Raw genomic sequence first — 21,918 nt, 5'->3', positions numbered from 1 at the left:
GCGGGGGTCATCCTCCGGCGTACCCGGCCCGCGGCCGGTCGGGGGCGATGGAGTAGGCCAGCCGCGCGCCCGCGCCCGCGATGACGTCCGCCAGTTCGGACGCCGTCACCAGCGACTGCGGGTCGCCGACGACGACGAGGTCGACCGCGCGGCGGCGCAGCACCTCGCGCTCGAACACCCGGCGCCGGACCGCGGCCGGGTCGCGGCGGTAGGCGCGGGCCAGCAGCCGGTCGACCGGGCGGGCGACGCGCCGCCGGTACGCGGCGTCGATCCGGTTCCCGAGCCCGCGCAGCGGGCCGGGCAGGCACGCGCGGACCAGCAGCCGCGGCAGCCGGTACAGCGGGATCCGCACCGCGGCGGGGCGGTAGCGGCGTTCGAGCGCGGGCAGCTCGACGGCGTCGACGCCGTCCGGCAGCGGCTCCCGCGCCCACGCGGACGCGGCGCCGACGAGCACCGCGGCCTCGCCGCCGTCCGCGACGACCCGCGCCGACTCCCGGACGACGGCGGGCCGTCGGGTCGCGCCGAGCGCGACGAACAGGACGTTCACGCTACCTCCCTCTCCTCCGCGTCCCCGTCCGCGTCCTCCGCGCCGGGAAACCAGTGCCGGTGGTGCGCCTCCGCGACGGTGCGGTACCCGAAGCGGCCGTCCAGGACGGCCCGGGCCCGCGGCAGGTCGAGCCCGTCCGGGAAGCGGTCGCGGAGCCGGCGGTAGCCCGCGGCGATCACCGCCGGGTCGTCGGTGACGTCGATCATCTCCCCGGCCGCGTCCGCCACGCCCGCGAGCGTCCGCTCGGGGCCGCCGCAGCGGGTGACGAGCACCGGCAGGCCCGCCGCGACCGCCTCGACGACCGTCACGCCGAACGTCTCGTAGCGGGCCGCGTGCACGAGCAGGTCGTGCTCGCGCATCAGCCGCGCCGCCCGGTCCGGGGCGACGGCGCCGAGGAACGACACCGCGCCGGCGACGCCGAGTTCGGCGGCGCGCTCCGCGAGGGGCCCCGCCAGCGCGCCCGTCCCGGCCACGGTCAGCGTCAGCCCGGGGTCCTCGGCGCGGCACGCGGCGAACGCCTCCAGCAGCGGGCCGACGCCCTTGCGCTCGACGAGCGTGCCGACGTACAGCCAGCGGCGCAGCGCGGTGACGGGACGGCGCCGCGGCGCCGCGAACGAGACCGGGTTCGCGATCGGCCGGATCTTCCCGGCGAGCGCCGGGAACGCGGCGGCGAGCAGGTCCCGCAGCACGTCCGTCACGACGAAGAACCCGTCGCAGCGGTCGAGGACCTGCTCGTACAGCTCCCGCGAGTCGGGCTGCTCCAGCACCTTGCCGAGGAAGGACGCGTGCTCGGTGACGAACACGCGCGCGTCCGGGCGGGCGTTCTCCAGCGCGGTCCAGCCGCCGCGCAGCCCGACGTGCGCGTGCACGACCGGCGCCGGGATCGGCGCGCCGCCGAGCGCCTCCCGCAGCCACGCGGCGTGCTCGCGGGCGAGGTCCGCGAACGTGTATCCGGGCACCGTCGGGACGGGGACGCGCAGCAGCCGGGCGCCCGCCGCGGCGGGCTGCGGGTGCAGCGCGAGCGGCAGCAGGCGCCGGTGCGCCGCGCGGGCCGCCTCGACCTCCTCCGGCGGCTGCCGCATCAGCCACGCCTCGGTGTGGTAGACGGTGACGTCGCCGCAGCCCGGCGCGGTCGCGCCGACCATCGCCTCGACGAACGCCCCGGCCCACTCCTGCTGGGGGTTCGGGTACCAGGGGGTGACCACCGCGACGTCGCGGTCGCCGGGCGCCGTCACGCCCGGTCCCGGGCGCCGATCAGCGGCGCGCCGGGCGCCTCGCCCGCCCCGCCCGGCGGAGCCGTCCGGGCGGGGCGGGGCGCCAGGCGGGTGTAGACGCCGTCGAGGACCCCGGCCTGCGCCTCCCACGTCCAGTCGCGGAGCAGGTCGGGACGCTCGTCGTACACGGCCCGGTACCGCCCCGGGTCGCCGAGCACCGCCTCGACGGCCCGCACGTAGTCGTCCGGGTCCTCGGCGCGGAACACCTCGCCCTGCCCGGTGTTCTTCACCATGTCGCCCATCGCCCGGACGTCGCTGACGACGATCGGCAGCCGCGCGTGCGAGTACTCGAAGAACTTCGTGATCAGCGCGATCTCGTGGTTCGGCCAGTGGTGGATCGGGACGACGCCGAAGTCGGCCGCCGCCAGGAACGGGACGACCTGGTCGAACGGCACGTACGGCAGGACGTGCACCCGGTCGTCCACGCCGAGCGCGGCGGCGCGCGCGGCGAGCCCCCGGACGTACTCGGACCGCGCGGTCGCGACGACCAGCGCGACGTGCAGGCCCGGCAGCCGCGGCAGCGTCTCGATCATGATGCCGAGGCCGCGCTGCACGGACGCGCTGCCGCTGTAGACGGCGATCGGGACGTCCGGGCCGACGCCGCACAGCTCCCGCATGTCCGGGACCGGATCGCCGCCCGCCCGCGCCGCCTCGGTGACCGGGGCGTTCAGCACGACGGTCGGCCGCTCGCGCAGGCCGTGCCCCTCGACGAGCCGGTCCGCGAGGGCCTCCGACACCGTCAGCACCGCGTCGGCGTCGCCCGCGTACTCGCGCTCGTGCGCGCACATCGCGGCGAGCCAGCGCGGCCCGGTGCCCCACGGCCGGATGCCGGGCAGGAACTCGTGCGCGTCCCAGACCAGCTTCGTCGCCCGCCCCCGCGCGCGGGCCCGCCGCGCCGCCCGCGCCCCGACGCCGAGCATCCGGAAGTCGTTCGCGTGGATGATGTCCGGGTCGAGCTCGTCGATGACGTTCTTGTACGCGCTGTCCCAGTCCCACAGGTTGCGGTCGAGGACGCGCCAGGCCCGGTCGCCGAGCAGCGCCTGCCAGTACCGGATCGCCAGCCGCTCCAGCGGCGAGTCGCGGTTCTTGCGGGCCGCCGCGAGCGCGTCGGTCTGCCGGGCCCGCACCGCGACCCACCGGGCCTGCGCCTTCGCCGCGGCCCGCCGCGCCAGCAGCCAGCCCTTCCGCGGCGGCCCCGCCCCCGGCTCCAGCCGGCTCGCCGCCAGGTCGGCCCGCCGGGACTGGACGAGCCGGCGCCGGTAGTCGGCCGCGGTCGGGTGCCCGTAGGCGAGCGGGCGGCGCAGCGTCGCCCGCAGCACGCCGGGCCGCTTCCCCGGCACCAGCATGTGCCGGAGCTGCACGAGGCGCACGTGCGCGCCGCCCAGCTCCCAGCTCCGCGGCGGGCCGCCGGTGCAGCCGAGGAGGTGCACGTCCCACCCCGCGTCGGCGGCGGACGTCGCCGCCTTCTGCACCCGGGAGTCGCGCGCGACGTCGTTGTCGACGAGCATGACGACGCGGCCGCGCGGCGCGGCGGGAGCCGTCCGGTCTTCGGGTTGCATTCGGTTCTCCAGTGGTCCGTTCTCCAGTGGTCCGGCGGTGCCCGGCACGGGCGGGCCGCCTAGGGCGGCGTCCCGCGGTCGGTCCCCGCGGCCGGGGCGCCGATGACGACGCGGGCCACGCCCGCCCAGCGGGCCGCGTCGGTCACGCGGCGGCCGTCCACCAGCACCTTCACCCCGGGGAAGTCGGACGAGCCGAGCGTGCGGTACTCGGCGTGGTCGGCCTGGACGATCGCGGCCGTCACGGGCTCGCCCCGGTGCGGCGGCAGGCCCAGCGCGTCCAGCTCGTCCGCCGTGTACATCGGGTCGGAGACGTACGGGACGGCTCCGCGGGCGCGCAGCGCCTCGACCGTCGGGAAGACGCCGGAGAACGCGGTCTCCTTGACGCCGCCGCGGTACGCCGCGCCGAGCACCAGCACCGGCGCGCCCGTCAGGTCGCCGTACGCGCCGGCGAGCAGCCCCGCCGCGTACCCGGGCATCGCGGCGTTGGCGTTCCGGGCCGCCCGGACGACCGTCGCGTCCGGGTCGTTCCACAGGTACATGCGCGGATAGACCGGGATGCAGTGCCCGCCGACCGCGATGCCCGGCCGGTGGATGTGGCTGTAGGGCTGCGTGTTGCAGGCGTCGATCACCTTCATGACGTCCACGCCGATCTCGCCCGCGTACCGGGCGAACTGGTTCGCGAGCCCGATGTTGACGTCCCGGTACGTGGTCTCCGCCAGCTTCGCCAGCTCGGCGGCCTCCGCCGACCCCAGGTCCCACACGCCGTTCGGGCGGTCGAGGTCGGGCCGCTCGTCGAACTCCAGCACCCGCTCGTAGAACTCCGCGCCGCGCCGGGCGGACGCGTCGTCGATGCCGCCGACGAGCTTCGGGTAGCGCCGCAGGTCCGCGAACACCCGGCCGGTCAGCACCCGCTCGGGGCTGAACACCAGGTGGAAGTCCGTGCCCGCCGCCAGGCCCGACCCCTCGGCGAGCATCGGCGCCCACCGGGTCCGCGTCGTCCCGACGGGCAGCGTCGTCTCGTAGCTGACGAGCGTCCCCGGGCGCAGCCCCCGCGCGACGGCGCGCGTCGCGTCGTCCATCCAGCCGAAGTCGGGCGCGCCGTCCGCGCCGACGAACAGCGGCACCACCACCACGACCGCCTCGGACCCGGCGACCGCCGCCGCGGTGTCCGTCGTCGCGGTCAGCCGCCCGTCCCCGACCGTCTCGGCGAGGTACCGGCCCAGGCCGGCCTCGCCGGGGAACGGCTCCCGGCCGGCGTTCACGTCGGCCACCACCCGCGCGTCCACGTCCGCGCCGACCACCCGGTGGCCCCGGCGGGCGAACTGCACCGCCAGCGGGAGCCCGATCTTGCCGAGCGCGACCACGCAGATCCGCATGCTCCGCCTTCCCGTCCCGCTTCCCGTCCCGCGTCCCGTCCCGCGTCCCGTCTCAGCCGACACCCAGCACCTCCGACGGCGCCTTCAGCGCGACCGTCTCGCCCGTCTCCGCCGACTCCAGCACCGCCGCCGACACCTCCACCGTCCGCAGCGCCTGCCGCAGCGTGACGATCCCGCCCGTCCCGCCGCCGGCGCGGACGGCGTCCCGGAACCGCTCGTGCTCGACCCGCAGCGGCTCCGGCTTCGGGATCGCGTAGCGGACCATGTCGCCCTGCGAGACGCCGCGGAAGTTGCGCAGCGCCTCCCACTCGTTGCTGACCTCGCCGTTCGCGTGGAACGTCAGGTCGGCGGTGAGCGTGTCGGCGACGAAGCAGCCGCGCTCCCCCGTCACCACCGCCGTCCGCTCCTTCAGCGGGCTCAGCCAGTTCACGAGGTGGTTCACCATCGAGCCGTCCGCGAGGCGCCCCACGGCGGCCACCATGTCCTCGTGCGGGCGGCCGCTGCGCGCCACCGTGTGCGCGGACACCGACACGTAGTCCTGGCCGGTCACCCACGCGGTCAGGTCGATGTCGTGGGTCGCGAGGTCCTTCACGACGCCGACGTCGGAGATCCGGTGCGGGAACGGTCCCTGGCGGCGCGTCACCACCTGGAACACCTCGCCCAGCTCGCCCGCCTCCAGCCGCGCCCGCATGCTCTGCAGCGCCGGGTTGTACCGCTCGATGTGCCCGACGCCCGCGACCAGCCCCCGCGACTCGAACGCCGCCACCAGCCGTCCCGCCGCCTCCACCGAGTCGGCCAGCGGCTTCTCGATCAGCGCCGCGACCCCCGCCTCCGCGAGCCGCAGCCCGACCTCCTCGTGCAGCGCCGTCGGGCACGCGACCACCGCGTAGTCGACGCCGAGCGCCAGCAGCCCGTCCAGCGAGTCCAGCAGCGGCACCCCGCTCGGCGCGGCCCCGCCGCGCGGGTCGACGACCCCGGCGAGCTCGACGCCGTCCGTCGAGCCCAGCACCCGCGCGTGGTTGCGGCCCATCACGCCGAACCCCACGAGGCCCGCCCGCAGCGCCCTCACGCCGCGGCCCCCTCGTTCACGGCGTCGGCCACGCGCGCCAGCTCCGCCCCGGTGAGGGCCGGGTGCACCGGCAGCGACAGCGCCTCGGCCGCCGCCCGGTCGGTCTCCGGCAGGTCCCAGCGGGGATCCGGGACGCCGTCCCGCAGGAACGGCGGCAGCCGGTGGACGGGCGTCGGGTAGTAGACGGCGTGGCCGATGCGGCGGCCGTCCAGATGCCGGCGCATCGCCTCGCGCCCCTCCGGCACCCGCACCGTGTACTGGTGGTAGACGTGCCGCGCCCCCGCGGCGACCGGCGGCGGCACCGCCCCGGTGAGCTTCGCGTCGAGGAAGGCCGCGTTCGCCCGGCGCCGCTCGGTCCACTCCGCGAGCCGCCCGAGCTGCACCCGTCCGACGGCCGCCGCGACGTCCGTCAGCCGCAGGTTCGCCCCGACGATCTCGTTGGCGTACCGCTCCGCCATGCCCTGGTTGCGCAGCAGCCGCAGCGTCCGCGCCGTCCCGGCGTCCGCCGTCGTGACCATGCCGCCCTCCAGGGTGTGCATGTTCTTCGTCGGGTAGAAGCTGAAGCAGCCCGCCGTGCCGAGCGCCCCGGCCGGGACGCCGTCCAGGCTCGCCGCGTGCGCCTGCGCCGCGTCCTCGACCAGCGCCAGGCCGTGCCGCCCGGCGAGCGCCGCGAACCGGTCCATTGCCGCCGGATGCCCGTACAGGTGCACGGGCATGACCGCCGCGGTGCGGTGCGTGATCATCGCCGCGGCGGCGTCCGGATCGAGGCAGAACGAGCCCGGCTCGATGTCGGCGAACACCGGCTCCGCGCCGGCCAGCCGCACCGCGTTCGCCGTCGCCGCGAACGTGAACGACGGCACGATCACCTCGTCGCCGGGCCCGATGCCCAGCGCCAGCAGCGCCAGGTGCAGCGCCGACGTCCCCGAGTTGACCGCGACGCAGTGGCGTCCGGCCACCAGCGCGGAGAACTCCTCCTCGAACGCGGCGACCTCCGGCCCCTGGACGACCCGTCCGCCGCGCAGCACCCGGACCACGGCGTCGATCTCCGCGTCGCCGATCACCGGTCGCGCCGCGGGAACGGGTTCCCCGGATTCCTCGGGCATGGGCAGCTCCTCATTGCGGCGGCCGTGCGGGGCCCTCGGAAAAGAGCACGCGGCGGCGGCGCGGACCTGGAAAGTCTCGCTTAACGGTCGGATTGTAACTAAAGCGCCGAGCGCGCAGCACGCACCTTAAAGCATTGTTGCCCATTTACGGCCGAGCCTGTACGGACACATGAAAAATTCGCGACCGAGCCATTTCGATCGCCTGCGCGGCCGCGCGCCCCGGCGCTCGTCCGCCCGCCACCTGCGCGCTGGACGCCCGCCGACCGCGCTACCCTCGGGCTTCGCCGCGCACGAACGGGAACGTCCTCGGCGCTTACTTCTGCGAACCGTCCGAACGTCATCCGATATTCGCCTGCATTTCGCGGTCGCGTCGCCGGAATTCTGCCCGGCCTTAACCGTGCATTCGCTCGCTCGTCGCCGAACCGTAAATTGCTCGACCGCCCCGCCCCGCCCCTTTTCCCGAATGCGCCGGCCGGACGGGCGTCAGCGGTCGCGCGGGGTCACCAGTCCCGACTCGTAGGCGAGGATGACGAGCTGCGCGCGGTCGCGCGCGTGCAGCTTGCTCATGGCCCGGTTGACGTGCGTCTTGGCGGTCATCGGACTGATCACCATGCGTTCGGCGATCTGGTCGTTCGACAGGCCGCGCGCGACCAGGGCGACGGCCTCGCGCTCGCGCGCCGTCAGCCCGTCCAGGCCCGCGCCGGTGCCGCCGTCGAGCGGGTGGGCGACGTACCGGTCGATGAGCTTGCGGGTGATCGACGGGGCGAGCAGCGCGTCGCCGCGCGCGGCGACCCGCACGGCGTGCAGCAGGTCCTCCGGCACGATGTCCTTGACGAGGAACCCGGCGGCCCCGGCGCGCAGCGCGTCGAAGACGTACTCGTCCATGCCGTAGTTGGTCAGGATGACGACGTGCACCCCCGCGAGGGACGGGTCCGCGGCGATGCGCCGGGTCGCCTCGATGCCGTCGACGACCGGCATCCGGACGTCGACGAGCGCGACGTCCGGCCGGTGCTCCCGGGCCAGCGCGAGCCCCTCGGCGCCGTCGCCGCCCTCGGCCACCACGGCGATGTCGTCCTCCAGGTCGAGGAGCGCGCGGAACCCGCTGCGGATCAGCGGCTGGTCGTCGACCAGCAGGACGCGGATCACGACGGGTCCACCGGCAGTTCGGCGTGCACGACGAATCCTCCCTCGCCCCGCGGTCCCGCGCTCAGCCGACCGCCGAGGGCGGCGACCCGCTCCCGCATGCCCAGCAGCCCGATGCCGGGCGCCGCGACCGTGCCCGGCGCCGCGGTGCCGTCGTCGGCGACGCGCACCGCGAGGCCGTCCGGGCGGCAGTCGATCCGGACGGACGCCGCGGCGGCGCCCGCGTGCCGGGCGACGTTGGTGAGCGACTCCTGGACGATCCGGTAGACGGTGCGCTCCACCGCGGCGGGCACGTCGCGGCGCCGCCCCTCGATCGTCAGCGTCGCGTCCAGGCCGATGGCGCGGGCCCGCTCCACCAGGTCGGGGACGTGGTCGAGCCCGCGCGGCGGGGCGGTGTCGTCGTCGCGCAGCGCCTCCAGCGTCGCGCGCAGCTCCCGGGTGGCCTCGCGGGCGGCCTCCTGGATCGCCAGCAGGGCCTCCGGCACGTGCTCGCCGCGCTTGCGGGCCACATGCACGGCGACCTCGGCCTGCACCTTGACGATCGAGATCTGGTGGGTGAGCGAGTCGTGCAGCTCGCGGGCGATGTGCAGCCGCTCGTCGGCGGCGCGGTGCCGCGCGACCTCCTCGCGGGTGCGTTCCGCCTCGTCGGCGCGCCGCTCGGCCTGCCGCAGCGCCTCCCCCGCGGCCGCCGCGGCGATCAGCCAGGCCAGCTCCAGCGCGCCGCGCGCCCGCGCGAGCACCTCCGCCGCGTCGGGCGGGCCGGAGGCCAGGGCCGCGAGGGGGAGCGCCGCCATCATCGCGAGGCTCGCCGCCGCCGTGGCGGCGCGGTGCCCGGCCCGGACGGCCGCGTACACCGCGACGAGGAACGCGACGGCGGGCACGTCGAAACCGGCCGCCTGGTACCCCGCCGAGCACAGCCCGGTGAGGGCCAGCACCGGCACCGGGTGGCGCCGCCGCGCCGCGAGCAGCGCGCCGGCGGCGACCAGCAGCGCGCCGCCGAGCGCGTCGAGGCCCGTGCCGGGCCGCTCCGCCAGTCCGGTCACCAGCAGGATCGCGGCCGTGCCCGCGGCGATCGCCCCGTCGGTGACCCCGATCCGCCTCCCGCTCATGCGCGAACACTAACCGGCCGCCCCGCGCGGGCGACTCCTGCGCCGGGACGATCGTCCGGCTACCGCGCCCGCGGTACCCGCGCGGCTTCCGCGCCCTGCGCGGTAGCCGGATGCGGCACGGACGGCAGCCCGGATTGTCCGCGCTCGCCGGACGACGGGCGCACGTCCCGGCGGGGACGATCGGCACACGTCCATTCGAGGGAGAGGAAGCAGCCATGTCGCTCCTGACCGTTCTCACCGCGTCGCCGCTCGCGCGCGTCCTGGCGCAGCCCGCCGCCGCCGACGCCTACACCCTGTCCGCCGGGCGGCTCGCGTCCAGCGTCGCGGGGCTCGTCGGGCTCGCCGGCGCGGTGCTCGGCGGGCTCGCCCTCGCTCGCGCGGTCCGCCGCCCCGGAACCGGGAACCCGCGGCGCGGCGCCCTCGCGGCGCTCGTCGCGGGACCGTCCTGCATGGCCGCCGGCGCGGTGGTCGCCGCGACCGCCGACGGCGGCGTCGGCACCGGCAACGGCCTCGGCGGCGCCTACGTGGCGCTGCTGGTCGGCCTGGCGGCGACGGCCCTCGGCGGGCTGGCGCTCGCCCGGATCCGCCGCGCCGGCTGACCCGCCCGCCCGCGCGTCCGGTCCCGGCGGCGGGGTGGCGCAGGTCACAGAGGGGGTTCGTCACAGGGTGCGGGGCGGCGGCGTCTCGTGTGCGTCGGAGCGCCGCCGGCGGGGGGCGGCGCACGGGACCACGAGCGAGGACGAGGTCATGGCAACCACGAAGGCGCAGGCACCGGCGGGCGACACGCGCCGCTGGGCCGCGCTGTTCTGCATCGGGCTGGCCCAACTCATGATCGTGCTGGACGCCACGGTCGTGAACATCGCGCTGCCGTCCATCCAGCGGGACCTGGAGGTCTCCGACGGGGACCGGCAGTGGATCGTCACCGGGTACACCCTCGCGTTCGGCGGGCTGCTGCTGCTCGGCGGCCGGATCGCCGACCACGTCGGCCGGCGGCGGACCTTCCTGGTCGCGCTGGTCGGGTTCGCGGGCGCGTCGATGCTGGGCGGCGCGGCGTCCGGGTTCGAGACGCTGCTGGTCGCGCGCGTCCTGCAAGGGACGTTCGGGGCGCTGCTCGGGCCGTCCGCGCTGTCGCTGCTGACGGTGACGTTCACCCGGCCGGACGAGCGCGCCAAGGCGTTCGGCATCTGGGGCGCGATCTCCGCGGCGGGCGGCGCGGTGGGGCTGCTGGCCGGCGGGGCGCTGACCCAGTACCTGGACTGGCGCTGGTGCATGTACATCAACGTCCCGCTCGCGCTGGTCGCGGCGGTCGGCGGGATCGGGGTCCTGGCGGAGTCGCGGCGCGCGGGCGGGGCCCGGTTCGACGTGCCGGGCGTCCTGCTGGTCACCGGCGGGCTCGTCGCGATCGTGTACGCGGCGGGGCGCGCCGAGTCCAGCGGATGGGGTTCGCCGACGGTCACCGGCCTGCTGGCGGGCGGGGCGCTGCTGCTGGCGGTGTTCGCACTGGTGGAGCGTCGGGTCCCGCACCCGCTGCTGCCGCCGCGCCTCGTCGCCGACCGCACGCGGGGCGCCGCCTACCTGGCCGTCGGCCTGAGCGTGGTCGGGATGTTCGCGGCGTTCCTGTTCCTGACCTACTACATGCAGGGCGTCATGGGGTACTCGCCGGTCCGGACGGGCGTCGCGTTCCTGCCGATGGTGACGGCGGTGCTGGTGTCGGCCGGCGGGCTGACCACCCGGCTGCTGCCGCGGGTCCCGCCGCGGGCGCTGGTCGTGCCGGGCATGCTCATCGGCTCCTGCGGCATGCTGTGGATGCTCAGGCTGGAGGTCGGCGGCGGCTACGCGGGCGGGGTGCTGGTGTCGCTGCTGCTGTTCGGCTTCGGGGCGGGGATGATCCTGCCGACGGCCCTCAACTACGCCACCCGCGGCGTGCACCCGGACGACACCGGCGTGGCGTCGGCCGGGGTCAACACCGCGCAGCAGATCGGCGCGTCGATCGGCACGGCGCTGCTCAACACCATCGCGACCGGCGCGACCGCCGACCACCTGGCCGAGCACGGCCCGGCCGCCGCCGGGCAGGCCGTGGTCGAGGGCTTCCAGGTGGCGGGCGCGTGGGCCGCCGGGATCATGCTGGCCGGGGCGCTGGCCGTCGGCCTGCTGATGAACGCGCCGCGCCCCCGCCGGGAGGACGCCCCCGAGGACGCGCCCGCGGTCGCGGTGCACGCCTGAACGGGGGACGGGCGGAGGACCGGGCGCCCGAAGCGGGCGCCCGGTCCCGGTCACCCCAGGGTCGCGTCGAGCGCGGCGGCCAGGTCGGCGTTCAGCCGGTACGCGGTGCGGACCTCGCCGATGACGCGGTCCTGCTCGGCGGGGCTCCACGGCGCGGCGTCCAGGAGGGCGCGGTAGCGCTCCTTCAGCACCTTCGGCTTCTCGTCGAAGTGGTAGAACCGGACGCCGTCGCGGTCGAGGCCGTAGGCGCGGGCGACGCGGGCGCCGATGGCCTGGCCGCCGGACAGGTCGCCGAGGTAGCGGGTGTAGTGGTGCGCGACGAAACCGCCCGGCCAGTCGAAGCAGACCTCGCGGAGCCGCGCGCAGTAGGCGGCGGTGGCGTCGCCGGGCTCGATCCGGGACGCCCAGTCCGGGCCGTGGAAGTGGACGAGGTCGGCTTCGAGCCCGGGGAGGCGGCGGAGCCCAGCGAGGTCGAACCGCGCCGCGACCGGGTCGTCCCGCAGGTGGTCGGCGGCCCGCTCCAGGACGTCGTAGACGAAGTGGAGCTGCCCGATGAGGGCGCCGTACTGGTCGGGGGTGAGGCGGCCGTCGAGGAGCGCCGTCATGTAGGGGGTGCTCTCGGTGTCGCCGTGGTCGGCGCGGGTCGCGGTGCGCAGCCGGACCGAGAACGGCTCGGCGGTGCGGCGCGCCTCCTGGTACATCCGGACGACCTCCGCGCGGACCTCGGCGCGCTCGGTGAGGCGGCGGCTCCACGGGATCCGGACGGCGACGTCGCGCCCGCCCGCCCGGACGGCGAAGTCGGCGCCGTCGGCGTCCAGCCCGGTCATCGCGGCGGACTCGGCGTCGGGCTCGCCGCCGAGCGTCCGGACGATCAGCACCGAGTCGGCGGCGTGGTCGTCGTTCATGTGGCGGGCGATGGCGGCGACGACGTCCGGGGTGAACGGGTCGGTGGTGGTCATGGCGTCTCCTCGGAGGGGGCGGCCGGGCGGGCCGCACGCGGCGACCCGACGGCTTTCGGTGGCGAGGGGCAGGTCGCGGCCAGAAAGAACGCGGTGGAGGCGTCGCGGGCGAAGGCACGGTCGCCGAGCCCGGGGCTGACCACGGTCTCAGCGAACAATTCGTACATACTGCCCGCCAGGATACGTAGGGCGCCGCGCACGGCGGCCTCGCGGCGGCGTCGGCTCCGCGGATCTCCGCCGCCGCGCCGGGTGACACGCGTGTTGACCCACCACTCGGGAGGCGTGTGGTAGGCTGACTCAAAGTTGCGGTTCCCATAGACTCTTGCATGCGCCTGAGGGTTTCCACCTCGGGCGCATTTTTTGTTGATCTGGATTCTCCGGATGGGTTCGACGCGGCGACCCGAGCCCGCAAGGTGCGGGCCGGGAGAGAACCATGAAGGAGACGATCATGGCTACCGGTACCGTGAAGTGGTTCAACGCCGAAAAGGGCTTCGGCTTCATCGCGCAGGACGACGGCGGCGCCGACGTGTTCGCGCACTACAGCAACATCGCGGCGCAGGGCTTCCGCGAGCTGCAGGAGGGCCAGAAGGTGACCTTCGACGTCACCCAGGGCCAGAAGGGCCTGCAGGCCGAGAACATCACCATCGGCTGACGCACGACCTCGCGACGGGCCCCGGGTACCCACCCGGGGCCCGTCCGCGTTTCCGGCCCCGGAAGCACCCCGGCGCCGATCAATGCGTGATGCCGTGTGCGGCACCTCGCTACGTATCGACGTCCCCGCCGACGACGGCCCGGAAGGATGCGTCGCACTCCGGCCTCCCGGTCCTTCCTTCACCGCCGGGTCTCGCGGTGGACGGTGGCGGGCGCCGGGGCGGCCGGGGTGTCGCGGCGGGCGGGGAGGGCGAGCGACGCGACCGCGACGACCGCGAGCATCGCGGCCATGGCCAGGAACGCCGCGCCGTACGTGGTGGTCGCGGCGGCGAGCGCGGCGAGGCCGACCGCGCCGCCGACCTGCTTGGCGGTGTTCATCAGCCCGGACGCGGCACCCGCGTCGCCCCCGGCGGCGCCCGCCGTGACCGTCGCGGTCAGCGGCGTGTTCAGCAGCCCGCCGCCGACGGAGACGAGGACGGCCGGGCCGAGCACGCCGCGGACGTACGAGGGGTCGCCGCCCGCCGCGGCGGCCTGCCAGAGGAAGCCCGCGGCGGCGGCCGCGGCACCGGCGGCGACGAGCACCCGGTCGTCCAGGCGCCGCATCAGCCGCGGCGTCACGCGCAGCCCCACGAGCATCGTCAGCAGGGTGTGCGGGAGGAAGCCGAGCCCGGTCTCCAGCGCGGAGAAGCCGAGGACGTCCTGCATGTAGAGGGTGAGGAAGTACCACATCGGCACCGCGAAGCAGGCCCCGGCGAGCAGCATCAGGACGTTGCCGAGCCCGATCGCGCGGGACCGGAGCAGGCGCGGCGGGACGAGCGGGTCGGCGGCGCGCGCCTCGACGCGGGCGAGCACCGCCAGCAGGACGGCCGCGGCGGCGAGCGCCCCGGCCGTGCGGGCGTCCGTCCAGCCCCGGGTCTCGGCTTGCATGATGCCGAACGCGAGGAGCGTCAGCCCGGCCGTCGCGACGGCCGCGCCCGGGACGTCGAGGCGGCGGGCGCGGGCGCGGCGCCCGTCCGGGACGCGCCGGGCCAGGACGGCGGCGGCGAGCCCGACCGGCACGTTGACCAGCAGGATCCACCGCCACGACAGCGCCTCGGTGAGCAGCCCGCCGACGAGGTTGCCCGACGCCCCGCCGACCAGGCCGACGGCCGTCCAGACGGCGAGGGCGCGGGTCCGGCGGGGCCCCTCGGGGATCGTCGTGGTGATGGCCGTCAGGGTGGCGGGGGCGAGCACGGCGGCGCCGATCCCCTGCGCGGCGCGGGCGGCGACCAGCAGGCCGGGCGTCGCGGCGAGGCCGCCGACGAGGCTGGGCAGGCAGAACAGCAGGAGGCCGAGCAGGAGGACCCGCCCGGCTCCCGCGAGGTCGGCGAGCCGCCCGCCGAGCAGGAGGAACCCGGCGAACGCGAGGGTGTAGGCGCCCGCGACCCACGGCAGGCCGGCGTCGGTGAAGCCGAGGTCGTCCTGCACGGCGGGCAGCGCGACGTTCACCACCGAGACGTCCAGGACCACCATGAACTGCGCCGCGCACGCGAGCGCGAGGACGGTCCGCGCCATCGGCACCCCCGGATCGATGTGATCGCATCGCTTTGCCTCGCAGGCTAGGCGGCTACACTGGGAGCGGTCAATCCGATGCGGTCACATTGGAAAGAGTGCATGGAGCGGCGGACGCGCGGGCCCGGGGCCCGGCACGAGGAGCGGCGGAACGAGATCGCGGACGCGGTCCTCGCGATCGTCGCCGAGCGGGGCCTGGCGGCGGTCTCGCTGACCGAGGTCGCGGCGCGCGCGGGCGTCTCGCCCGGACGCGTCCAGCACTACTTCCCCGCCAAGCAGCGGCTGATCGAGGCGGCGTTCGACCGCGGCAACGCGCTGAGCGCCGCCCGCATCCGCGCGAAGGTCGGCCGGGAACTCGCCGACGCCGCGCCCCGGGACGTCCTCACGGTCGTCCTCACCGAACTGATCGCCCACGACGCCGAGACCCGCGCGCACCTGCGCGTCCGCCAGTCGTTCACCGCGCTGGCCCTCGCCGACGAGGCCATCGCCGCCCGGATGCGCGACGAGTACGCCCGGTTCCACGGGCGGGTCGCCGACCTGCTGCGCCGCGACCCGGCCGCCCTGCCCGCCGGGACCGACCCCGACGCCGCCGCCGTCGGCCTGGTCGCGCACGCCGAGGGCCTCGCGTACTACGTCCTGATCGGCATCACCGCCCCGGACGCGGCGCGCGCCGGCGTCGAACGCTCCATCGCCGCCCTGTACGCGGCCCCCGCGGGCTGACCGCCGTCAGCGCCGCGTCGGCACGGTGAGGATCTCGGCGCCGTCCTCGGTGATGGCGATCGTGTGCTCGCTGTGCGCCGTCCGGCAGCCCGTCGCGCTCCGCAGCGTCCAGCCGTCGGCGTCGGTGACGAGCTCGGCGGTGTCCGCCATGATCCACGGCTCCAGGGCCAGCAGCAGGCCGGGGCGCAGCTTGTAGCCGCGGCCGGGCCGCCCCTGGTTCGGGACGTGCGGGTCCTGGTGCATGGTCGAGCCGACGCCGTGCCCGCCGAACTCGGTGCAGATCGGGTAGCCCGCCTCGGCGAGGACCGAGCCGATGGCGTGGGAGATGTCGCCGATGCGGGCGCCCGGCCCGGCCGCGGCGATCCCCGCGCTCAGCGCGCGTTCCGTCGCGCCGATCATCGCGGTGCTCTCCGCGGACCGCGCGCCGCCCACGATGAAGCTGACGGCGGAGTCCGCGACGACGCCGTCCAGGGACACCGCCAGGTCGAGCGACAGCAGGTCGCCGTCGGCGAGCTCGTAGTCGTGCGGCTTCCCGTGCAGCACGGCGTCGTTCACCGACGTGCAGATGTAGTGGCCGAACGGCCCGCGCCCGAAGGACGGCTCGTAGTCGACGTAGCAGGACTCCGCCCCGGCCTCGACGATCATTTCCCGGGTCCACCGGTCGATGTCCAGGAGGTTCGTGCCGACCTCGCTGCGGCTCCGCATCGCCTGCAGGATGTCGGCGACGAGCGCGCCCGCGGCCCGCGCGCGCGGCAGTTCGGTGGGGGTCAGGATCTCGATCATCCGGCGCCTTCCTCGGCTTTGCCAATAACTATCCCGGCCATACTATCCCGGTACTAGAATCGGCGGCATGGTCAGGTTGCCGCTCACTTCCGAAGAGATCGAACGCGGGCAGCGCCTCGGCGCCCTCCTGCGGCGCGCCCGGGGGGAGAGGTCGATGCTCCGCACCGCGCTGGACGCGGGCGTCTCGCCGGAGACCCTCCGGAAGATCGAGTCCGGCCGCGTGGCCACCCCCGCCTTCCCGACCATCGCCGCCGTCGCCGCCGTCCTCGGCCTCTCCCTCGACGCGGTGTGGGCGGAGATCAACCGCTCCGACGGCGACGCCGGACTCGCGGGCTCGGGCCCCGGCCCGGGCGCGCGGCTGGCCTCGTAAGCCGCCGCCCCGTCCTCACCCGCGGGCGCCCGCGTCCCGCAGGGCCGCGTCGAGCCACCGCAGCAGCGCGATGTCGGGCCCGCAGCGGCGGTTCCGCTCCCGCCGCCGCGCCGCCCGGTAGACGCACGCGCCGCCCGGGACGCCGATGACGTCGAGGTCCACGAGCCCGCCGCCCCGGACGACCTCGTACTCCCCGTCACCGCCGGACGCCCGCCGCCGGACGGTCGCGGCGCCGTCCCGGGCGAGCGCGTCCCGCAGGCCCGGCGGCCCTTGCAGGAGGACGCCCTGCAGGGGCGGGACGACGGGCCCCGGCGCGTGCCCGGCGAGCCAGACCGCCCGCGACCCGCCGACCTCGCCGCGCCGCAGCCAGCCGGGCAGCGGGCCGTCGGACGCCACGACGGCGGCGGCGCCGCCGGGCAGCCCGGCGGCGAGGGCGCGAGCCTCCCCGGTGCTCATGAACCCGACGCGGAACAGGTGCGCGTCCTCGGTGTAGTTGTGCCGGGCCTCCGCGAACCCGTCCAGCCCGCCGGGAACGGCGCGGTCGCATTCCGCGACCCGCCCGACCACGTTCGCGAACTCGATGCCGAGCGCCACTCCGCCCCCCTGAACGACATGTCGTAGGTGTCCTCTACGCGGCGAGCCCGACTCATGGCCGCTCCCCGCCCGGCGGCACCTCCTGGTCGTCCACCCCGGCGGGTCGCGCGAGGCGGAGGTCCTCAAGTAGGCCGCCCGCCAGGACGGCGTCCACGAGCGCGGCCGCGGCCGCGCGCGGGTCGTCGCCCGCCCGGGCGAGGGCGTCGTTCCAGCGTTCGGCGGCGCCCTCGGCCAGGTCGCGGAACGCGTCCTCCGCCGGGGCGAGCGCGGCGACGACGGAGACCAGCGGGCGCGCCCACTCCCGCGGCTCCTGCGTCTCCGTGAAGGTCACCGCCCACCCGTCCCCGGCCGGGGCGCACGCCACCGCCAAAGTCTCCGTCCCGAGCACGTGGACGCTCGTGCGGACGATCGGCGCGCCGGACGTCCACCAGCCGTCCAGGTCCGCGTCGATCCGGCCGGTGGCCGTGTCGAGCGCCGCCCACGGGCCCGGCCGCCCGCCGCGCCACTCCGCGTGCACCGCGCCGGGACGGCCGGCCGTCCGGACCTCGAACGCGCCGGTCGTCGCGCCGTCGTCCGTCCGGAACTCGACGCGGACCCGGTCGTCGTCCCACGCGGCCACGGTCGCCTCGGCCGGGTGCCGGTGGACGGCGGCCAGCCGGTAGCGGGCGCCGCGCGCGAGGTGCTTCCCGTCGAGCCGGACGTCGTCCGTCGTGCCGCCGCCGCGCACCAGGCGGCCGCGCCGGAAGTCGAGCCCCTCCACCGCCGCGCGCAGGCCCGCGACGAACTCCCCGGCCCACTCCCGGGGCACCGCCCGCGCGGTCACCGTGTGCCGCAGCGTGACGGGCGCGTCCAGGTTGCGTTGCGCGAGCCCCGGGACGGCCGCGTTCCACCGGTCCGCGAACCCGTCGACGGCCTCGGCGAACCCCGCGCGGATCCGCCGCCGGGCGACGAGCAGGCCCAGCGCGGCGAACGGGCGCAGGACGCCCCGGCCGCGCCCGCCCGCGGCGACCCGGACGCGCCACTCCCCGCGCCGCGCCCCCTTCGGCTCGACCCGCGCGGTCGCGGCGCCGAACCGGTGCGCGACGCGGAGCGCGAGCTCCGGCGCCGCCGTCCCGTCCCCGAGCCGCGCCTCGCCCGTCCAGTCCGCGCGGCGCAGGGAGCGCAACCGCCCCCGCGTCGCCCGGTACCCGCCGGTGAGCCGCACCGTCCGGATCCGGCGGGCGGTCAGGCCGACGTCCAGGGCCGCCGTCACCTCGTGCCCGTCCCACGCGAACGTCCCGTCCAGCCGGATCCGCCGCGCCCGGTCCCACGAGCGGACGGTGATCTCCGCGGCGCCGCCGTCCGGGAGCTCGACCGCGTACCGGGACCCGGCGGCGAGGTGCCTCCCCTGGACGAGCCGGGCCGCCGCGACCACGCCGCCGCCCGCGTGGAGGCCGTCGCCGCCGATCGCGAGCGCCTCCACCGCGTCCAGGACGGGCCCCGCGACCTCGTCCGGCAGCCCGTCGGGGAGTGCGGAGAGCCGGACGTCACGCCGAACGAACACCATGGTCGATCATCCTGGAGCACCCGCGCCGGTCCCGCCAGGCCCGCGTCACCGCGACAGCAGGTCCCGGACGAACGCGCGGTACTCGTCCCGCATCGGCAGTTCGCGCTCGACGCGCACCCGCCGCCGCGTCGCCGTGACCGCGACGTCCGCGACCGGGTCGCGCCCGGCCTTCTCGAACGTCTCCCACCACAGCCCGACCCCGCGGCGCTGCCAGGCGGGGACGTCGTTGAAGTTGATCCCGCGGGCGAACAGCAGCTCGTTCTTGTCGGACACCGACGCGCGGAACAGCTCCCGCGACGCCTGCCGCGGGCTGCGCCCCTCCTTCCGCAGCGTCCAGTAGGACCAGCCGTTGAGCGCGCACCGCGCCGCGTCCGCCTGCCGCCACGAGAGGTAGTCGACGACGTCGTCCGGGCCCGTCCCCGTCCAGACGCGGGAGTCGAACACGGCGTACTCCCCGGCGGCCTGCGTGAACGCGGCCGACGCGATGCCCGCCGACAGCGACACCAGCTTCTCGACCCCGCGCCCGTCCGGCCGCACCGTCCACAGCTCGTCGAACCCGTCCCCGGGCCCCGGGCGGCGCAGCCGCTTGAGCGTCGCATAGACGCCGACGTCCGGCACTCGGATTTCCGGCGGGCGCAGCGCGTTGCGGCGCATCGACAGGGCGACGTCCGGCGGGAACCAGTAGCCGACGGCCCGCGCCCCGAACCGGCGCGCGGCCCCGATCAGCGGCGCCCACTCGTCCGGCGACGGGTTCGTGTTGTCGACGGCGACGTCCCGCCCGGCCTCCAGCGCCGCCGCGACGAGCCGCATCTGCCGCGCCTGCTTCCGCCGCGCCCTGGGAAACAGGTCCTTGCTCACGTGGACGTGCGTCGCCGCGAGCCGCGCCCGGTAGAACGTCGTCTTCCCGGACGCCTGCAACCCGATCAGCACCGCGACCTCGACCACGCCCCCCATCCTGCCGGTCCCGCCCGGGGCGGCGGTGCGGTATACGTGCCGCATGGAGGCGGGACGGGTCGCGGTTCGGGAGATGCGGCGGGCGGACGCCGCCCGGGTGCTGGAGATCTACCAGGCGGGGCTCGACACCGGGCAGGCGAGCTTCGAGGTGGCGGCGCCCTCGTGGGCGGAGTTCGACGCGGCGAAGCTGGAGGAGCCCCGGCTCGTCGCCGTGGACGCCGCGGACGGCGCGGTGCTCGGCTGGGCGGCGGGCTCGCGGGTGTCCGCGCGGCCGGTGTACGCGGGGGTCGTCGAGCACAGCCTGTACGTGGCGCCGGACGCGGCCGGGCGCGGCGTCGGCACAGTGCTGCTGGACGCGTTCGTCGGCGCGGCCGAGCGGGCCGGGATCTGGACGCTCCAGGCGGGCGTCTTCCCCGAGAACGCCGCGAGCCTGCGGCTGCACCGCGGCGTGGGTTTCCGCACCGTGGGGGTGCGAGAGCGGATCGGACGGCACCACGGGCGGTGGCGCGACGTGGTGCTGCTGGAGCGGCGCAGCGGCGCGGCCGGAACGGGCTGACCCGGCGGCCGGGAACGTTTTACCAACGCGTTCAAGTGAGAACGTAGATTCTCGGGAAAAGCCTGGGTCATGGGGATCACCGATCACGGGACCGACCGAGAGCCGGGCCACGGCGCGCCGCCGGGCTCCAGGGGGCGCCCGCGCACCGACTGGATCGTCTACGGGATCAGTGCGGTGCTGGCCCTCGCGCTGATCGTCTGGGGGTCGTTCTGGACCGACAACCTCAGCTCGGTCGCGCAGAGCACGCTCGACTGGCTGCTGACGAACGTCGGCTGGATGTTCGTGCTCGCGGCCACCGGGTTCGTGGTGTTCTCCCTCTGGCTCGCGGTCAGCAAGTACGGCCGGATCCCGCTCGGCAAGGAGGGCGACGAACCGGAGTTCCGCACCGTCTCCTGGATCGCGATGATGTTCAGCGCGGGCATGGGGATCGGCCTGATGTTCTTCGGCATGGCCGAGCCGCTGGAGCACTTCGTCAACCCGCCGCCGCGCACCGACCCGCCGCAGAGCGAGGCGGCGGTCGAGACGTCCATGGCGACCACCCTGTTCCACTGGACGCTGCACCCGTGGTCGATCTACGCGGTGCTGGGGCTCGCGATCGGGTACGGCCACTACCGGCGGGGGCGCAGGCAGCTGATCAGCTCGGCGTTCGCGCCGCTGTTCCCGAGGGGGCGCGGCGAGGGGCCGGCGGGCAAGATCATCGACATCCTCGCGCTGTTCGCGACGCTGTTCGGCTCCGCGGCCTCGCTGGGCATCGGCGCGCTGCAGATCCGCACCGGCATGCAGGAGGCGGGCTGGATCGAGACGCTCGGCACGTCCGTGCTCGTGCTCATCATCGTCGTGCTGACGATCTGCTTCATCCTGTCGGCGGTGTCGGGCGTCGCCCGGGGCGTCCAGTGGCTGTCCAACATCAACATGGTGCTGGCCATCGTCCTGGCGCTGTTCATCTTCGTCGTCGGCCCGACCGTCTTCATGCTCCAGATGATCCCCACGTCCGTCGGCGTGTACATCCAGGACTTCGGGCAGATGGCGTCGCGGTCGGGCGCCACCGGCGGGGACGACATGGAGGACTTCCTCTCCAACTGGACGATCTTCTACTGGGCGTGGTGGATCTCGTGGGCGCCGTTCGTCGGGATGTTCCTGGCCCGCATCAGCCGCGGCCGGACGATCCGGCAGTTCGTCGCCGGGGTCATCGTCGTCCCGAGCGTGGTCAGCCTCCTCTGGTTCTCCGTGTTCGGCGGGGCCGCGATCCGCGACCAGCAGAACGGCAACGACCCGTACGGCGACGGCTCGCCGGAGGCGATCACGTTCAACGTGCTGGGCGACCTGCCGTGGTCCGGCATCACCGCCGTCGTGGTGATGATCCTGGTGGCGATCTTCTTCGTCTCCGGCGCGGACGTGTCGTCCATCGTCATGGGGACGCTGTCGCAGCGGGGCTCGGTGCACCCCGCCCGCTGGATCGTGATCTTCTGGGGCGCGGTGACCGGCGCCGTCGCGGCGATCATGCTGGTGATCGGCGGTGACGAGGCGCTGAACGGCATCCAGAACATCACGTTCATCGGGTCGCTGCCGTTCACGATCGTGCTGATCGTCCTGTGCGCCGCCCTCGCGAAGGACCTGCGGAACGACCCGATGATGCGGCGCCAGCGCAAGGGCGTCGAGGTGCTGGAGGACGCGGTCGTCACGGGCGTCCGGGAGCACCAGGGCGACTTCGAGCTGGCGCTCCGCCCGTCCGGCAACGGGGACGACACCGAGGGCGGCATCACCAAGAAGGCGTTCCCCGAGGAGGAGTACACCGCGGACCGGCCCGACCCGGACGTCCGCAAGTCCTGAC

21 protein-coding genes and 1 pseudogene are annotated in these 21,918 nt (G+C 75.8%); 7 read left to right on the top strand and 15 right to left on the bottom strand.

Translation table 11 applies throughout. The annotated features are described in order from the left end of the window. Positions 1–7: 7 nt before the first annotated feature. The 8 genes from H505_RS43635 to H505_RS0122000 form a co-directional block, all read right to left on the bottom strand. On the bottom strand, positions 8–547 hold the full coding sequence (locus H505_RS43635) for a hypothetical protein (protein WP_051301021.1): 540 nt from the start codon (positions 545–547) through the stop codon (positions 8–10). After that, complete coding sequence (locus H505_RS43630) at positions 544–1,782, bottom strand: glycosyltransferase (RefSeq protein WP_211238530.1); 1,239 nt, start codon at positions 1,780–1,782, stop codon at positions 544–546. Before H505_RS43630 ends, H505_RS43635 begins: the two co-directional genes overlap by 4 nt. Continuing rightward, entirely contained in the window at positions 1,779–3,380 is a 1,602-nt protein-coding gene (locus tag H505_RS43625; protein WP_211238529.1) for a glycosyltransferase family 4 protein, read from the bottom strand. The genes H505_RS43630 and H505_RS43625 overlap by 4 nt, the downstream gene beginning before the upstream one ends. 59 nt (positions 3,381–3,439) lie before the next feature. Further along, entirely contained in the window at positions 3,440–4,756 is a 1,317-nt protein-coding gene (locus H505_RS43620; RefSeq protein WP_051301020.1) for a nucleotide sugar dehydrogenase, read from the bottom strand. A gap of 52 nt (positions 4,757–4,808) precedes the next feature. Then, positions 4,809–5,825 (bottom strand): Gfo/Idh/MocA family protein, encoded by a 1,017-nt coding sequence (locus H505_RS0122015; protein WP_026403710.1) that lies wholly within the window; start codon positions 5,823–5,825, stop codon positions 4,809–4,811. Next, on the bottom strand, positions 5,822–6,928 hold the full coding sequence (locus H505_RS0122010; RefSeq protein WP_026403709.1) for a DegT/DnrJ/EryC1/StrS family aminotransferase: 1,107 nt from the start codon (positions 6,926–6,928) through the stop codon (positions 5,822–5,824). Before H505_RS0122010 ends, H505_RS0122015 begins: the two co-directional genes overlap by 4 nt. 483 nt (positions 6,929–7,411) lie before the next feature. Continuing rightward, positions 7,412–8,074 (bottom strand): response regulator, encoded by a 663-nt coding sequence (locus H505_RS0122005; RefSeq protein ID WP_026403708.1) that lies wholly within the window; start codon positions 8,072–8,074, stop codon positions 7,412–7,414. Then, complete coding sequence (locus tag H505_RS0122000; RefSeq protein WP_026403707.1) at positions 8,071–9,180, bottom strand: sensor histidine kinase; 1,110 nt, start codon at positions 9,178–9,180, stop codon at positions 8,071–8,073. Before H505_RS0122000 ends, H505_RS0122005 begins: the two co-directional genes overlap by 4 nt. Before the next feature lie 215 nt (positions 9,181–9,395). Here H505_RS0122000 and H505_RS0121995 point away from each other — a divergent pair, with 215 nt between their 5' ends. Both H505_RS0121995 and H505_RS0121990 read left to right on the top strand, forming a co-directional pair. After that, positions 9,396–9,779: a DUF6223 family protein gene (locus H505_RS0121995; RefSeq protein ID WP_026403706.1), complete on the top strand. Its 384-nt coding sequence runs from the start codon at positions 9,396–9,398 to the stop codon at positions 9,777–9,779. A 148-nt stretch (positions 9,780–9,927) separates the two neighbouring features. Beyond that, the gene (locus H505_RS0121990; RefSeq protein ID WP_026403705.1) at positions 9,928–11,403 is read left to right on the top strand and encodes an MFS transporter; all 1,476 of its coding nucleotides are present in this window, start codon (positions 9,928–9,930) and stop codon (positions 11,401–11,403) included. 50 nt (positions 11,404–11,453) lie between these two features. On the opposite strand, the gene H505_RS0121985 is transcribed toward H505_RS0121990, so the two are convergent. Together H505_RS0121985 and H505_RS51840 are read right to left on the bottom strand one after the other, a co-directional pair. Continuing rightward, positions 11,454–12,104 (bottom strand): biliverdin-producing heme oxygenase, encoded by a 651-nt coding sequence (locus H505_RS0121985; protein ID WP_026403704.1) that lies wholly within the window; start codon positions 12,102–12,104, stop codon positions 11,454–11,456. Further along, positions 12,090–12,362, bottom strand: a pseudogene (locus H505_RS51840) (DUF2470 domain-containing protein); the annotation flags it as partial. The gene H505_RS0121985 and the pseudogene H505_RS51840, both read right to left, overlap by 15 nt. A 448-nt stretch (positions 12,363–12,810) precedes the next feature. Here H505_RS51840 and H505_RS0121975 point away from each other — a divergent pair. Continuing rightward, on the top strand, positions 12,811–13,014 hold the full coding sequence (locus H505_RS0121975; RefSeq protein ID WP_026403702.1) for a cold-shock protein: 204 nt from the start codon (positions 12,811–12,813) through the stop codon (positions 13,012–13,014). 179 nt (positions 13,015–13,193) lie between these two features. On the opposite strand, the gene H505_RS43615 is transcribed toward H505_RS0121975, so the two are convergent. Further along, complete coding sequence (locus H505_RS43615) at positions 13,194–14,567, bottom strand: MFS transporter (RefSeq protein WP_034519231.1); 1,374 nt, start codon at positions 14,565–14,567, stop codon at positions 13,194–13,196. A 99-nt stretch (positions 14,568–14,666) separates the two neighbouring features. Here H505_RS43615 and H505_RS0121965 point away from each other — a divergent pair, with 99 nt between their 5' ends. Further along, on the top strand, positions 14,667–15,284 hold the full coding sequence (locus tag H505_RS0121965) for a TetR/AcrR family transcriptional regulator (RefSeq protein WP_026403701.1): 618 nt from the start codon (positions 14,667–14,669) through the stop codon (positions 15,282–15,284). A 6-nt stretch (positions 15,285–15,290) separates the two neighbouring features. Here the strand turns inward: H505_RS0121965 and map are convergent, their stop codons facing one another. Beyond that, positions 15,291–16,067, bottom strand: coding sequence for a type I methionyl aminopeptidase (map, locus tag H505_RS0121960; protein ID WP_026403700.1), 777 nt, complete (start codon positions 16,065–16,067; stop codon positions 15,291–15,293). Between the two features lie 67 nt (positions 16,068–16,134). Here map and H505_RS0121955 point away from each other — a divergent pair, with 67 nt between their 5' ends. Further along, positions 16,135–16,437, top strand: coding sequence for a helix-turn-helix transcriptional regulator (locus tag H505_RS0121955; RefSeq protein ID WP_026403699.1), 303 nt, complete (start codon positions 16,135–16,137; stop codon positions 16,435–16,437). A gap of 15 nt (positions 16,438–16,452) precedes the next feature. Here H505_RS0121955 and H505_RS0121950 read toward each other — a convergent pair whose 3' ends face one another. From H505_RS0121950 to H505_RS49145, 3 genes are read right to left on the bottom strand one after another with little or no spacing between them, the layout of a single operon-like run. Next, on the bottom strand, positions 16,453–17,031 hold the full coding sequence (locus tag H505_RS0121950; protein WP_026403698.1) for a hypothetical protein: 579 nt from the start codon (positions 17,029–17,031) through the stop codon (positions 16,453–16,455). A gap of 52 nt (positions 17,032–17,083) precedes the next feature. Then, positions 17,084–18,577 (bottom strand): hypothetical protein, encoded by a 1,494-nt coding sequence (locus H505_RS47930; protein ID WP_026403697.1) that lies wholly within the window; start codon positions 18,575–18,577, stop codon positions 17,084–17,086. A 45-nt stretch (positions 18,578–18,622) separates the two neighbouring features. After that, positions 18,623–19,522, bottom strand: coding sequence for an AAA family ATPase (locus H505_RS49145; protein WP_051301019.1), 900 nt, complete (start codon positions 19,520–19,522; stop codon positions 18,623–18,625). Positions 19,523–19,574: 52 nt separating this feature from the next. Between H505_RS49145 and H505_RS0121930 the strand changes: the two genes are divergently transcribed. After that, complete coding sequence (locus H505_RS0121930; RefSeq protein WP_026403696.1) at positions 19,575–20,087, top strand: GNAT family N-acetyltransferase; 513 nt, start codon at positions 19,575–19,577, stop codon at positions 20,085–20,087. Positions 20,088–20,156: 69 nt separating this feature from the next. Then, positions 20,157–21,917, top strand: a complete 1,761-nt coding sequence (locus H505_RS43595; protein ID WP_051301018.1) for a BCCT family transporter — start codon at positions 20,157–20,159, stop codon at positions 21,915–21,917. Position 21,918: the final 1 nt, after the last annotated feature.

It is taken from the genome of Actinomadura rifamycini DSM 43936 (assembly GCF_000425065.1).
Lineage (GTDB): Bacteria > Actinomycetota > Actinomycetes > Streptosporangiales > Streptosporangiaceae > Spirillospora > Spirillospora rifamycini.
The sequence above is the reverse complement of the archived record's forward strand: the minus strand, read 5'-3'. Positions and strand labels throughout refer to the sequence as shown.

Coding starts and splice junctions, on each gene's coding strand:
- H505_RS43625 (WP_211238529.1), bottom strand. CDS start 3,380: ATGCAACCCGAAGACCGGACGGCTCCCGCCGCGCCGCGCGGCCGCGTC.
- H505_RS43620 (WP_051301020.1), bottom strand. CDS start 4,756: ATGCGGATCTGCGTGGTCGCGCTCGGCAAGATCGGGCTCCCGCTGGCG.
- H505_RS0122010 (WP_026403709.1), bottom strand. CDS start 6,928: ATGCCCGAGGAATCCGGGGAACCCGTTCCCGCGGCGCGACCGGTGATC.
- H505_RS0122000 (WP_026403707.1), bottom strand. CDS start 9,180: ATGAGCGGGAGGCGGATCGGGGTCACCGACGGGGCGATCGCCGCGGGC.
- H505_RS0121995 (WP_026403706.1), top strand. CDS start 9,396: ATGTCGCTCCTGACCGTTCTCACCGCGTCGCCGCTCGCGCGCGTCCTG.
- H505_RS0121990 (WP_026403705.1), top strand. CDS start 9,928: ATGGCAACCACGAAGGCGCAGGCACCGGCGGGCGACACGCGCCGCTGG.
- H505_RS0121985 (WP_026403704.1), bottom strand. CDS start 12,104: ATGTACCAGGAGGCGCGCCGCACCGCCGAGCCGTTCTCGGTCCGGCTG.
- H505_RS0121975 (WP_026403702.1), top strand. CDS start 12,811: ATGGCTACCGGTACCGTGAAGTGGTTCAACGCCGAAAAGGGCTTCGGC.
- H505_RS43615 (WP_034519231.1), bottom strand. CDS start 14,567: ATGGCGCGGACCGTCCTCGCGCTCGCGTGCGCGGCGCAGTTCATGGTG.
- H505_RS0121965 (WP_026403701.1), top strand. CDS start 14,667: ATGGAGCGGCGGACGCGCGGGCCCGGGGCCCGGCACGAGGAGCGGCGG.
- map (WP_026403700.1), bottom strand. CDS start 16,067: ATGATCGAGATCCTGACCCCCACCGAACTGCCGCGCGCGCGGGCCGCG.
- H505_RS0121955 (WP_026403699.1), top strand. CDS start 16,135: ATGGTCAGGTTGCCGCTCACTTCCGAAGAGATCGAACGCGGGCAGCGC.
- H505_RS47930 (WP_026403697.1), bottom strand. CDS start 18,577: ATGGTGTTCGTTCGGCGTGACGTCCGGCTCTCCGCACTCCCCGACGGG.
- H505_RS0121930 (WP_026403696.1), top strand. CDS start 19,575: ATGGAGGCGGGACGGGTCGCGGTTCGGGAGATGCGGCGGGCGGACGCC.
- H505_RS43595 (WP_051301018.1), top strand. CDS start 20,157: ATGGGGATCACCGATCACGGGACCGACCGAGAGCCGGGCCACGGCGCG.